The following is a 12428-nucleotide window of genomic DNA, read 5'->3' as shown; positions in this document are numbered from 1 at the left end:
TATAATGCGGACGTGAACATAAACCGTCTGACAAGTCGATTACAGAAATAAAGGTTCGATCATGTTGAAAGTCACCAAGGCGGTATTCCCTGTTGCCGGCCTCGGCACGCGCTTCCTCCCGGCAACGAAGGCAAGCCCGAAGGAAATGCTGCCGGTCGTCGACAAGCCGCTGATCCAGTACGCGGTCGAGGAAGCGATCGCCGCCGGCATTACCGAGATGATCTTCGTCACCGGGCGCAGCAAGCGCGCGATCGAGGACCACTTCGACAAGTCGTACGAAATCGAGGCCGAACTCGAGGCACGCGGCAAGGAGAAGCTGCTCGAACTCGTGCGCAGCATCAAGCCGAGCCATGTCGACTGCTTCTACGTGCGCCAGCCGGAAGCGCTCGGCCTCGGCCATGCGGTGCTGTGCGCCGAAAAGCTCGTGGCCGACAACCCGTTCGCGGTGATCCTCGCCGACGACCTGCTCGACGGCAACCCGCCCGTGATGAAGCAGATGGTCGACGTGTTCGACCACTATCACAGCTCGGTGATCGGCGTCGAAGAGATCCCGCCGTCGGAGACGAAGTCGTACGGGATCGTCGACGGCAAGGAGTGGGAGGAGTCGATCGTCAAGATGTCGGCGATCATCGAAAAGCCGGCGCCGGAAGTCGCGCCGTCGAACCTCGGCGTGGTCGGCCGCTACATCCTGAAGCCGAGGATCTTCGAGCACCTGCGCGCGCTGAAGCCCGGCGCGGGCGGCGAACTGCAGCTCACCGACGCGATCCAGGCGCTGCTCGCCGATGAACAGGTGCTGGCCTACAAGTACCAGGGCACGCGCTACGACTGCGGCAGCAAGCTCGGCTACCTGAAGGCGACGGTCGAATTCGCGCTGCGCCACGCGGAAGTCGGCGCGGAATTCGACGCGTACCTGCGCGCGCGCGCCAGCGCACACCCGGCCGACTGAACGCGGCAAGGGCACGAGGGCTCACTCCGGCGAGCCCGCCCTCACCTCACCGGCCGGCGCTCAGCGCGCTTCGGCCGGCTTCACCGAGACGACGCCCGGCATCCCGCCCGCGTCGTCTTTTTTCGTCTTGACGAGCCAGCCGTTGCCCGCGTCGAACGGCATCTTCGCGAGCGCGCTCTTCACGAGCGCCGGCGCGGCCTGCTGCGTGCCCGGCTCGCGATCGCGCAGCGACGCCGTCACGCGATAGACGTCGGCCCCCGACTTCGCGTCGACGAACCGCAGCGTCAGCACGTGGCGGTATACCTTCCCGGCGAACGGCAGCGCGAGCGGCGACGGCCCGTCGACGGTCACGCACGCGCTGCTCGCCGCACTGCACTGGTCGGCGACGGCCGCGACCGCCGTCGGCTGCGTCGCGTAGGCGACCGACAGCCGGTAGCGCGCGTCCTTGAGCGGTTTCGCATCGAAGCCGCGGTGCGCGAGTTCGTCGCGCACGAGCGTCTCGATCTGCCGGTATTCGGCATCGTTGGCCTGCGCGGCCGTCCGCACGAAATCATAGCCGTGTGCATCGGATGCGAACGCGTTCGGCTGCCCGACCGCACTCACGCCGCTCGTCACGCCGGCGCAACCCGTCAACAGCGACGCCGCCAGCGCGGCCGCTGCCCATTCCTTTCTCATGGCTTTCCCCAAATACCTGCCGTCGTGCCCGGCCCTATCAGGCGGACGGCTCGTCGATCGCGGGCAGCGACACCGTCACCGCGGTGCCGACACCCACCTCGCTGTCGACCGACACGCTGCCCCCATGGCGCGTGACGACCGTCTTCACGAATGCCATGCCGAGCCCGGAACCCGAGATTTCGGGCCGCTCGCCGGCATGGAACCGCTTGAAACGCTCGAACAGATGCCGCTGATCTTCCGGCGCAATGCCGTACCCCTGATCGCGAATCGTACAGAACATCCGTCTCGACGCATGCTCGACCGCCAGCGTACACGTGATCACGGTGTCGGACGGACTGTATTTGACTGCGTTGTTCAGCAGGTTCACGAACGCGCGCGTGATCAGCGAGCGGTCCGCGCGCACCCAGCACATATCGGTGCCGACGTCGGTGTCGATGCGGATGTGCTTCGCCTGCGCCTGCGGCCATACCTCGTCGCTCGCGTCGATCAGCACGTCGACGAGGCTCGTCGCCTCGAGCTGGTACGCCTGCGACTCCGCGCGCGCCAGCTGCACGAACTCGTCGGCGAGCGACAGCGCGCGGTGCGCATAGCGCTCGATCCGCGCGAGCAGCCCGCGCATCGCGTCGGTCTCGACGCGGTCGCGCTCGATCTCGACGAGCGCGAGGATCGACGACTGCGGCGAGCGCATGTCGTGCGACAGCAGGTGCAGCGCTTCCTCGCGATGCCGCTCGGCCGCGTGCAGTTCGGTCACGTCGACGAGGCCGGCGATCCAGCCCGTCACGCGGCCCTGCGCGTTCGTGCAAGCGGCGTAGCGTAACAGATGGTCGAGCCCGTCGCGATCGCGCACCTCGATGCCGCGTGCCATCGCGTCATGCTCGTCCTCGAGCGTCGGGTCGAGCACGGCCGGCCAGCGCTCGCGAATCGCCGCGTCGTGTTCGGCGTTACCGTCGACGGTCTTCATGAACGTCAGCTCGCCGAGCGCGGTGCGCAGCGGCCGCCCTTCCGGCAGCGGCAGCGCGAGCCGCGACCCGTAGCGCTTCGCTGCATGGTTCGCAATCAGCACGGTGCCGGCCAGGTCGGTCACGAAGATCGGCTCGGGCATGCTGTCGAGGCTGTCCCACACGAAGCGCTTCATGTCCTGCACGCGCTGCGCGGCTTGCGCCATCAGCGCCATCTGCCGCTCGAGCACGTCGCCGCCGACGCTGCGCGTGCGCGGCGCCTCGGGCAGCAGATGCGGCTCGTCGGCGAGCCGCTGCAGCTCGCGGCGCAGGTACGACATCGTCATTTCCAGGCGTCGCCAGTTCCAGATCGGGTAGACGGCGACCAGCCCGAAGATCGCGGGCGCCGGCGACAGCCAGATGCGCGCCTCGAACAGCAGCGCCATGCTCGCGACGACGGCGAGCCCGGCAAGGCTCAGCGTGAGCAGCAGCGCGCGCCACGGCGACAGCATCAGGAAGCCGCCCAGCAGCACGGCGAGCGGCAGCAGCGACGCGGCGAACAGCCCGGCGCGCGACGCGGGCGAGATCGCGCTGCCGGTCGCCAGCATGTCGAGCACGTTGGCATGGATGTACACACCGGCGAGCGGCCCGAACTCGCCGGAGACGGGCGTCGCGAAGCGGTCGTACAGCCCCGACGCCGTCACGCCGACGACGACGATCTTGCCGCGCAGCGCGTCGGGTTTCACGCGCCCTTCGAGCACGTCGTCGAACGACAGCGTCGGATACGCGGGCGTGTTGCGGCTGAACGGGATCAGGTAGCGGCCCTCGCCCGCCGCGTCGCGCGACAGGTCGTGCGCATGCGCACCGGGCACGCCGCCGACCGGATGCAGCCGGCCGCCCTGGATCGCGCGATACACGGGCACCATCAGTTGCGGCCAGCGCACGCGGCCGTCGCTTTCGAACAGCGCGACGCTGCGTACGATACCGTCGCGGTCGACTTCGAGGTTGATGTGGCCGAGGCCGACCGCGCGCGCCGCGAGCGCGGCCACCGGCGGATCGACCGCGCGCGTGCCGTCCGCCTGTTCGGGGCTCAGCAGCACGGGCAGGAAGGTCGGCACGTGGCTCATCGCGTCCGCGAACGCGCGATCCTCCGCGGACGGTTCGGTAAACAGCACGTCGTAGACGACGGCAGCCGGCTGCGCGCGCGCGAGCGTATCGAGCAGCCGCGCGTGCACGTTGCGCGACCACGGCCAGCGGCCGAGCGCGGACACGCTCTGGTTGTCGATGTCGACGACCACCACGTCGGGCGACAACGGCAGGCTGCGCAGCATCAGCAGCCGGTCGTAGATCAGGCCGTCGACGCTCGTCGACAGGCGGCCGAGCGCGCACGCAAGGATCACCGCGATCCCGAGGCAGCCGATCGCGATCCATTCGATCAGGAAGCGGCGGCCGAGGCGCCGCCGCGGGGAAACGGAGTCGGGTTTCATGCGCCGCGGATCAGCGCGACAGCGTGAACGCGCTGACCGGACTGGTCTTCTCGTAGAACTTGCCGCCTTCGAATTCCTCGACGGTCACGGCCCAGAAATAGTCGCCCGGCGGCAGGTGTGCAACGGTGATCTGGCGCGCATGCAGGCCGACCTGGTCGACGACCGGTGCGCTCAGGTCCTTCGAGCGCGACAGCACGAACCGGTAGCGCGCATCCTTGCCCGAACCGTTCGGCGACCAGCGGAACTCGTAGCCGTCGGCGCCGGGCGACGCGCTCGCGTCGAGCCCCATCACGCGGCGCTCGAACGCATACGTGCGCGGCCGGCCCTCGAGGCCGTTCGCGTCGATCGCGGCGACCCGCACGAAGTAGTTCCCGTTCGGCACGTCGTGAAAGACCGCCCGCGGAGAATCGGTGCGCGTTTCGCGGAACAGGTCGAGCAGCCCGGCGTCGTGCGCGAGCTGCAAACGGTAGCCACGCGCGTCGGCGAGCGGCGCGACGTCGAATGTGACGTCGGGCTCGTCCTGCACCTTGTCGGGATGCGCGAGCGCCGGTGCGGGCAGCAGCTCGACGGGCGCGCCGACCGCGCCGGACGATGTCGCGACGCTGCCGAAATTCGCATGCACGAGCGTCGGGCCGGCCGGCTGCCGATCGCCCGCGACGCCGACGGTGCCGTCGAGCACTTCGACGCGCGTCGACGCGCTACCGGCCGCGTCGTAATTCACGCGAAAGTGCGTACCGCGCACGCCGGCCACGACCGACGGCGAACGGATCTGGAAGCGGTCGTCGCGTTTCTTCAGATGGGTGACCTCGCTGTCGACCGAGCCGCGCGTGAGCTCGAACTCGCGATCGAGCGTGCCGGTCAGCACCGTGCGGCGCAGCGCCTTCAGGTCGAGCTGGCTGTCGGGCGGCAGGCTCATGTGCGTGCCGTCGGCGAGCTCGAGCGTCACGAAGCCGTTCGGGCCCGTGCGCACGCGATCGCCCTCGGCAAGCGTCGCATCGTTCGCGAGCGGCGCGTAAGCGTCGCCGGACGCGCGTTCGGCCGCCCCCTGTACCGCAACGACGCGCGCGGTCAGTTTTTCCTTGCGCAGACGCGCCACCGGCAGCTTCAGCGCGATGCCGGGCTGCAGGTGCTTCGGCGCGGGTACGCCGTTGATCTGCTGAAGCAGCTGCCAGTCGTCCGCGCCCTGCAGGTAGCGCGCGGCGACGTCATACAGCGTGTCGCCCGCCTGCGTGCGGTAGACGACCATCTTGCCCGCCGCGGCGGGCGGCTGCGCGGCCGCATGCTGCGCGGCGAACGCAAACGCGACCGCGCAGGACACACGCAGCGCCGCCGTCCGCAGGTTCGCCGTGTGCTGCGTGATTCCCGTGGTCACTCCGGTTCTCCCTGGCCGACCCGCTCGAGCCGGTAGCCGTAGCCGTAGATCGGCGCGAGGCGATAGCCGTTTTCGGGCCGCAGGCCGAGCTTGGTGCGCAGCATAGAGATGTGCGTATCCATCGTGCGCGACGGGATGTCGGTCGCCTGCTTCCACACGAGATCGAGAATGTGCGCGCGCGACAGCGGCCGGTCGAGGTGCTGGAACAGCAGCAGCGCGAGCTCGAATTCCTTCTGCGTGAGGCTCACGGCCTTGTCGCCGACGTAGGCCTGCTTCAGGTTCACGTCGAAGCGGAACTGGTCGAACTCGCGAACGGTTGCCTCGGCGTTGACCGGATACGCGCGGCGCAGCAACGAGCCGATGCGCGCACGCAGGATCGGGCCCGACACGGGCTTGACCACGTAATCGTCGGCGCCGGCGTTGAGGATCTGCGTGATCCCCGCCTCGTCGTCACGGCTCGTCATGAAGATGATCGGCAGGCTGTGCTCGGTCTGATTCGCACGCACCCACTTCAGCACTTCCTCGCCGGACATGTCGGGCACGTTCCAGTCGAGCACCAGCAGATCGAACGTCTCGCGCTGCAGGCGCTTCTTCAGGGCCTTGCCTTCCTTGAACGCATAGCACGTATGGCCGACGGCCGTCAGCGTTTGACTGACGAAATCCGTCTGGGCCGGATCGTCATCCAGTACAGCAATTCTCATAGCACCCCGCAAATCGAAATCGATTCGTCCAGTTCAGCTCCCCGCCCCCACCCCGGCCGCGCAGCACATGCGCGGCTTCCGGATACCGGCCGGCGAGCCGTCGTTCGCCGCTCGCGCCACCTGCGCAAACCGGCGACCCCGGCTAAATATCTCAAAAACGGGGCACGGACGAACCGGCGATTTCATCATAGTAGTATGAAATTCGCCAATAAATTGCGCGGACTACCGTCTTTTCTTCGAATAATGCTTCCTGTCGCGCAATCGGGCGTCTAGTCGGCGCCCGCGATGCCGGCCACCGGCTCGACAACATCGTCGGCCGGCGCGTGCTGCGACAGCGGTTCCGCATGCGCCGGTTGTACAAGCATCCGCTGCAGCTGGCCGCGCACGCGCTCCCACGCGGCGGCCGCGTAGTCCGGCTGGCTCGCCGCCCACGCCTGCGCCAGATCGAACACGCGCTCGATCGTCGCACCGCAGTAGGTCAGGCCCGAGCCGTCGTCCAGCGCGGCGTCGCGCAGCCGTTCGTCGAGCCACTCGGCCAGCCACGGCATCTCGGCCGCGGCCGAATCCGCGTAAGCCTCCAGCGCCGCACGCGCGTGACGATCCTGCTGCGGATCAAGCTCGATACGGCTCAGTCCCGATACGCTGCGTTCCGCTCCGGACGGACTTCGAATGGTCCCTGGTCTGAAGGACATGTCCTCTCCCCGTTGTACGACGGTAGCGTCAGGCATGGCCCCCGTGCCCGCCGTAAGACGTACCGTGGCCGGCGCATCCGCTGGGAGCGGACGACCGGCCGGGTCAGTATACGCAGCCGGTCACGAAGCGAGGTTTAAGAATTGTCAGAAAAGCGCGGCCCGGCGCCAGGCGCGGCCGGCAGCATGACGCGGGCCTTCAGCGGCGGCGCATCAGGAACACGAAGGTCTTGTCCTGCGTCGTCGATTCGACGATCTCGTTGCCCGTCTGCTTGGCGAACGCGGCGAAATCGCGCTGCGAACCCGGATCGGTCGCGAGCACCTTGAGGATTTGCCCGCTTTCCATATCGGCGAGCGCTTTCTTGGCACGCAGGATCGGCAACGGGCAATTGAGCCCGCGCGCGTCCACTTCCTTGTGAATCTGCATCGGCTGTCGACCTTCGAATGTCGCGCCACACGCGGCGCGGGAAGAAGCCGCGATTTTACCGCAGCGCCGCCGCGCCTGCCCGGGCAGGCCGAGGCCCGGCACCCGCGGGCACCGGGTTCACGCGCCGGAGAAACCGCCCGCGAGCCGCTCCCGCAGGTGCCGCACGAGCGCGCGCACCGCGCTCGGCACGACCGGGCTGTACGGGCGGATCGCGAAGATGTGGTCGCCGAACGCGCCTGACGGCCGCCAGCCGTCGAGCAGCGCGACGAGCCGGCCGGCGTCGAGATCGCGCTGCGCGCTGAAGTCCGGCAGCAGCGCGATGCCGAGCCCGCCGAGCGCGGCTTCGCGCATCGCCTCGCTGTTGTTCGCCGCGAAACTGCCGCGCACCGGCACGCTCACGCGCTGGCGCCGCCGGCCGTCCTGCTCGAAGCTCCACGCGGCCGGCTCGTGCTCGCGCAGGTAGCACAGGCAGCTGTGCTCGACGAGTTCGCTCGGGTGCCTCGGCGCGCCGCGCGCGTCGAGGTAGTCGCGGCTCGCGACGAGCAGCGAACGCGTGTCGCACAGCTTCCACGCGACGTGGGTCTGCGGCGCGGTGGTCGTATGGCGGATCGCGAGGTCGAAACCCTCCTGCGTCAGCGAATGCAGCCGGTCCGACAGGTCGAGCTCGATCTGCACGCCCGGATGCCGCCGCAGGAAATCGGGCAGGTGCGGCACGACCTGCTGGCGCCCGAGCGCGACCGGCACCGTCACGCGCAGCAGGCCGCGCGGCTCCCCGGCCAGGTCCTTCACGCGCGCAAAGTGCTGCCCGATCGACTCGAACGCGTCGCGCGTGCTGTCGACGAGCGTCTGGCCCGCGTCGGTAAGCCGCACGCTGCGCGTCGTGCGCCGCACGAGCGGCACGCCGGCCGCTTTTTCGAGATCGGCGATGCGCTGGCTCATCGCGGCCTTGCTGATGCCGAGCCGCTGCGCGGCGGCCGTGAAACTGCCGGCCGCGGCCAGCACCGTCAGCGAATGGATATGCGGCCAGAGGGCCTGGACATTTTGCTGATTCATCCGCCGATTATTCAGAATTCTGAACAGTGAATCAAGCTGCTTGGCCTTCTCCCGCCCGGCGCGTTTGCCTAGACTGGGTGCTGTCCACCCTACCCGATCCCTCAGGAGACACGATGAATCCGGTTCCCGCGTACACCTCCGACGCCGACGTCGGCCACTATGTCGACGGCGCGCCCGTCTCCGGCCGCAGCGGCCGCTTCCAGGACGTGCTCAATCCGGCGCTCGGCCGCGCGGTGCGCCGCGTCGCGCTCGCCGACGACAGCGAAGTGCAGCAGGCCGTCGCGTCGGCCCATGCCGCGTTCCCCGAGTGGGCCGCGACGCCGCCGATCCGCCGCGCGCGCGTCCTGCATCGCTTCCTGCAACTGATGAACGAGCACCGCGACGCGCTCGCGGCGATCATCACGGCCGAGCACGGCAAGGTGTTCTCCGACGCGCAGGGCGAAGTCGCCCGCGGCATCGACATCATCGAATTCGCGTGCGGGGTGCCGCAGCTCCTGAAAGGCGACTTCACCGACCAGGTCAGCACCGGCATCGACAACTGGACGATGCGCCAGCCGCTCGGCGTCGTCGCGGGCATCACGCCGTTCAACTTCCCGTGCATGGTGCCGTGCTGGATGTTCCCGGTCGCGATCGCGACGGGCAACACGTTCGTGCTGAAGCCGAGCGAGCGCGACCCGTCGGCGGCCCTGTTCATCGCCGACCTGCTCACGCAGGCCGGGTTGCCGGCCGGCGTGTTCAACGTCGTCCAGGGCGACAAGGGGGCGGTCGACGCGCTGCTCGACCACCCGGACGTGCAGGCCGTCAGCTTCGTCGGCTCGACCCCGATCGCGGCCTACGTGCAGCAACGCGCGGTGCAGTCGGGCAAGCGCGTGCAGGCCCTCGGCGGCGCGAAGAACCATCTGGTGGTGATGCCCGATGCGAACCTCGAGCAGGCCGTCGACGCGCTGATCGGCGCCGCGTACGGCTCGGCCGGCGAACGCTGCATGGCGATCAGCGTCGCGGTGCTGGTCGGCGACGTCGCGGACAAGATCGTGCCGCTGGTGGCCGAGCGCGCACGCAAGCTCGTGATCGGCGACGGGATGTCTCCGGAAGTCGAGATGGGCCCGATCGTCACCGGCGATGCACTCAAGCGCATCGAAGGCTATATCGAGCAAGGCGTGAACGAAGGCGCGCAACTGGTGGTCGACGGCCGCGGGCTGCGCGTGCCGGGCCGCGAGGCGGGCTTCTTCACCGGCGGCACGCTGTTCGACCACGTGACCCCCGACATGCGCATCTACAAGGAAGAAATCTTCGGGCCCGTGCTCGGCTGCGTGCGCGTGAAGGACTTCGGCGAGGCGGTCGACCTGATCAACGCGCACGAGTTCGGCAACGGCGTGTCGTGCTTCACGAGCGACGGCGGCATCGCGCGCGAATTCGCGCGGCGCATTCAGGTCGGGATGGTCGGCATCAACGTGCCGATTCCGGTGCCGATGGCGTGGCATGGCTTCGGCGGCTGGAAGAAGAGCCTGTTCGGCGACATGCACGCCTACGGCGAGGAAGGCGTGCGCTTCTACACGCGCCAGAAGTCGGTGATGCAGCGCTGGTCGTCGAGCATCGGCAAGGGTGCCGAATTCGCGATGCCGACCGCGAAGTAATCGCCTGAAGGCACGCCGGTCGCTGGCCGCCGGTTGCCGGTTACCGGTTGCTCCCGCGGCCGGTATACCGGCAGGCGACGTCAGCCGGCCTTCGTGCCGTGCGCGCCGTCGGCGGTCGGCAGGTACGACAGTTCGAGCCGATACGCGAGCGCGACGAACAGGCTCTGCGCGAGGCCCATCGTGGCCGTCAGCGCGCGGAAGCCGAACGTCTCGCTGTCCTGCACCATCAGCGTCACCTCGGCCTCCCGTGCAAGCGGGCTCATCCGGCTGTCGGTGATCGCGATCAGCCGCGCGCCGCGCTGCACGGCCTGCTGTGCGACCTGCACGGTTTCCTCCGCATACGGCATGAACGAGATGACGATCATCACGTCGCCCTCGCGCACCGACCGGATCTGCCCGAGATGCATGCTGCCCAGCGCGCTGAACAGCCCGATGCGCTTGTCGGTGTGCTGCAGCGCGTAGTCGAGGTACACGGCGATCGGAAACGCGCGCCGCGAACCCGCGATCCAGATCGCCTGGGTTTCGGCGAGCAGGTCGACGGCCTGCGCGAGCGCCTGCGAATCGAGCGTCTGCCGCAGCTGCTGCATGCCGGCAATGCTGCCCTTGATGAATTCGTCGGCGATCTGTTCGGGCTGCAGGCTCGACGAGCCCGACTCGATCACGTCGCGCAGCCGCAGGTTGTACGCGCGCCCCGGCGCGATCTGCTGCGCGAGCCCTTCGCGGAACAGCCGCTGCATCTCGGAGAAGCCGGAAAAGCCGAAATGCTTCGCGAAGCGCACCACGGCCGACGGCTGAACGCCGCACGCCTCCGCGAGCGACTGGATGCCTTCCAGGCCAAGCTGGTCCCGATGCGTTTCCACGTGGCGCGCAATCACCTTCAGGCGATTGCTGAGGCCGTCGTACTCCTGCGTCAGGTGCTGCAGGAACTGCTCGACGGTGGCGGGAGGTTTCTCGGATGAACTCATCGGATAGCGCGAAGTTGACGGCCCCGATGCGCGCACGACACTGACGGACGCGGCCCGGGGCTCACCTGAACACATGCATGAAGGGCGAATTTAATCACGTTTGCGGCGCGGCCCGCGCCACGTGCTCGCTCCCACGCGCTCGATCATCACTTGCCTACGCTCCACGGCGATACTGGAAGCGATTGTCCAACGCTCGCGCGGCGTCGTAAAGATTAGGGCGTCTACCAAGCCGGCCATCGGCGAGAAGCGGCGAGAAACAGCGAGAAACAGCGAGAAACGGCAAAAGCGACAGAAGCGGAGACATGCGGCAAGCAGCCGCCTGCCCCGCAGCCTGCCCGCGCCGCCGGTTCAGCGATAGTCGACCCACACGCCGCCCGCATCGGCGGAGCGCACGCAGTTCTCCACCCAGCGCACGCCTTCCACGCCCGCATGGACATCCGGAAAGCGAATGCTCTTCAACGCCGCGGCGTCGCCGCGATCGGCCGCATCCATCGCAAGCGCGAAGCGCGCATAGAGATTCGACCAGGCCTCGAACAGCCCCTCCGGATGCCCGGCACCGATGCGATCTTCGCGCAATGCGTGCGGATGCAGATAACCCATCCCGCGATCGAGCACCTGGGCGGGCTGCCCCTGCACTTCGTAGCGCAACTGGTTCGGATGCTCGTCCCACCATTCGACGCTCGCCTTCGCGCCGATCACCCTCACCTTCTGGCCGTGCATCGAGCCCGCGTTCACCGCGCTCGACCACACGTAACCGACCGCGCCCGTGTCGTACTCCATGATCGTGAACGCGTTGTCCTCGAGCGGCGCGCGGCTCTTCACGAAGCTCTGCCGCGAGCACATCAGCCGCCGGATCTTCAGCTCGGGCGCCATCACTTCGGAGATGTACAGCGGATGCGTGCCGATGTCGCCGAGCACGTAACTCGGGCCCGCGAACTTCGGGTCGACGCGCCAGCGCGCGGCCGCGCTCGCGGCCTCGACGCCCTCGCTGTGGAACCCGTGTGCGAACTGCATCTGCACGATGCGGATCTCGCCGAGATCGCCGCGCGCGATCATCTCGCGCGCCTGTTCGATCATCTGGTGTCCGGAATAGCCGTACGCGACGCCGACGATCCGGTTCTTCTCGACCGACAGCCGCTGCAGCGCCTCGGCCTCCTCGGTCGTGAAGCACAGCGGCTTCTCGCAGACCACGTGCAGCCCCGCGTTCAGCGCGGCGCGGCAGATCTCGAAGTGCGTGTTGTTCGGTGTCGCGATCGACACCGCGCGGATGCCGTCCGGGCGGCGCGCCTCGGCGTCGAACATCGTCGCGTAGTCGGGATAGCAGCGCTCGGCGGCGACGCCGAGCTTCACGCCGAACTGGCGGCCGCGTTCGGGATCGATGTCGAACGCGCCGGCGACCAGCTGGAAGCTGCCGTCGCGCAACGCGGCCGACCGGTGGCTGTAGCCGATCTGGCTGCCGAGCCCGCCGCCGACCATGCCCCAGCGAATCGAATGTCCAAGCAGAATCTGTCCGTCAATCATGATGGTGATGTTCCTGGTTC

11 protein-coding genes are annotated in these 12428 nt (G+C 68.4%); 2 read left to right on the top strand and 9 right to left on the bottom strand.

Annotation, left to right across the window (positions count from 1 at the left end; all coding sequences use genetic code 11):
- Window positions 1-61 precede the first annotated feature (61 nt).
- The gene (gene galU / locus E9536_RS19315) at window positions 62-946 is read left to right on the top strand and encodes a UTP--glucose-1-phosphate uridylyltransferase GalU (RefSeq protein ID WP_027787729.1); all 885 of its coding nucleotides are present in this window, start codon (window positions 62-64) and stop codon (window positions 944-946) included.
- A 60-nt stretch (window positions 947-1006) separates the two neighbouring features.
- Here the strand turns inward: galU and E9536_RS19310 are convergent, their stop codons facing one another.
- From E9536_RS19310 to E9536_RS19280, 7 genes are all read right to left on the bottom strand, one after another.
- A complete protein-coding gene (locus E9536_RS19310) occupies window positions 1007-1621 on the bottom strand; it encodes a DUF4136 domain-containing protein (RefSeq protein ID WP_060357990.1) in 615 nt (204 codons plus the stop codon).
- A gap of 37 nt (window positions 1622-1658) precedes the next feature.
- Entirely contained in the window at window positions 1659-4046 is a 2388-nt protein-coding gene (locus E9536_RS19305; RefSeq protein WP_060196781.1) for a CHASE2 domain-containing protein, read from the bottom strand.
- Between the two features lie 10 nt (window positions 4047-4056).
- A complete protein-coding gene (locus E9536_RS19300) occupies window positions 4057-5418 on the bottom strand; it encodes a FecR domain-containing protein (protein WP_119337099.1) in 1362 nt (453 codons plus the stop codon).
- Window positions 5415-6119 carry a response regulator transcription factor gene (locus E9536_RS19295; RefSeq protein WP_006490421.1) on the bottom strand — a complete coding sequence of 235 codons (705 nt, stop codon included), beginning with the start codon at window positions 6117-6119 and terminating at the stop codon, window positions 5415-5417. Before E9536_RS19295 ends, E9536_RS19300 begins: the two co-directional genes overlap by 4 nt.
- A gap of 269 nt (window positions 6120-6388) precedes the next feature.
- Window positions 6389-6811 (bottom strand): peptidase, encoded by a 423-nt coding sequence (locus E9536_RS19290; RefSeq protein WP_136470412.1) that lies wholly within the window; start codon window positions 6809-6811, stop codon window positions 6389-6391.
- Between the two features lie 196 nt (window positions 6812-7007).
- The gene (locus E9536_RS19285; RefSeq protein ID WP_006402122.1) at window positions 7008-7235 is read right to left on the bottom strand and encodes a sulfurtransferase TusA family protein; all 228 of its coding nucleotides are present in this window, start codon (window positions 7233-7235) and stop codon (window positions 7008-7010) included.
- A 117-nt stretch (window positions 7236-7352) separates the two neighbouring features.
- Window positions 7353-8288 carry a LysR family transcriptional regulator gene (locus E9536_RS19280; protein WP_136470411.1) on the bottom strand — a complete coding sequence of 312 codons (936 nt, stop codon included), beginning with the start codon at window positions 8286-8288 and terminating at the stop codon, window positions 7353-7355.
- Window positions 8289-8401: 113 nt separating this feature from the next.
- Between E9536_RS19280 and E9536_RS19275 the strand changes: the two genes are divergently transcribed.
- A complete protein-coding gene (locus E9536_RS19275) occupies window positions 8402-9922 on the top strand; it encodes a CoA-acylating methylmalonate-semialdehyde dehydrogenase (protein ID WP_027787736.1) in 1521 nt (506 codons plus the stop codon).
- 80 nt (window positions 9923-10002) lie between these two features.
- Here E9536_RS19275 and E9536_RS19270 read toward each other — a convergent pair whose 3' ends face one another.
- Window positions 10003-10887: a MurR/RpiR family transcriptional regulator gene (locus E9536_RS19270; protein WP_021162369.1), complete on the bottom strand. Its 885-nt coding sequence runs from the start codon at window positions 10885-10887 to the stop codon at window positions 10003-10005.
- A gap of 348 nt (window positions 10888-11235) precedes the next feature.
- Complete coding sequence (locus E9536_RS19265) at window positions 11236-12408, bottom strand: Gfo/Idh/MocA family oxidoreductase (RefSeq protein WP_027787737.1); 1173 nt, start codon at window positions 12406-12408, stop codon at window positions 11236-11238.
- Between the last annotated feature and the right edge of the window lie 20 nt (window positions 12409-12428).

Source organism: Burkholderia sp. LS-044 (genome assembly GCF_004803625.1).
GTDB classification, from domain to species: domain Bacteria; phylum Pseudomonadota; class Gammaproteobacteria; order Burkholderiales; family Burkholderiaceae; genus Burkholderia; species Burkholderia cepacia.
The sequence above is the reverse complement of the archived record's forward strand: the minus strand, read 5'-3'. Positions and strand labels throughout refer to the sequence as shown.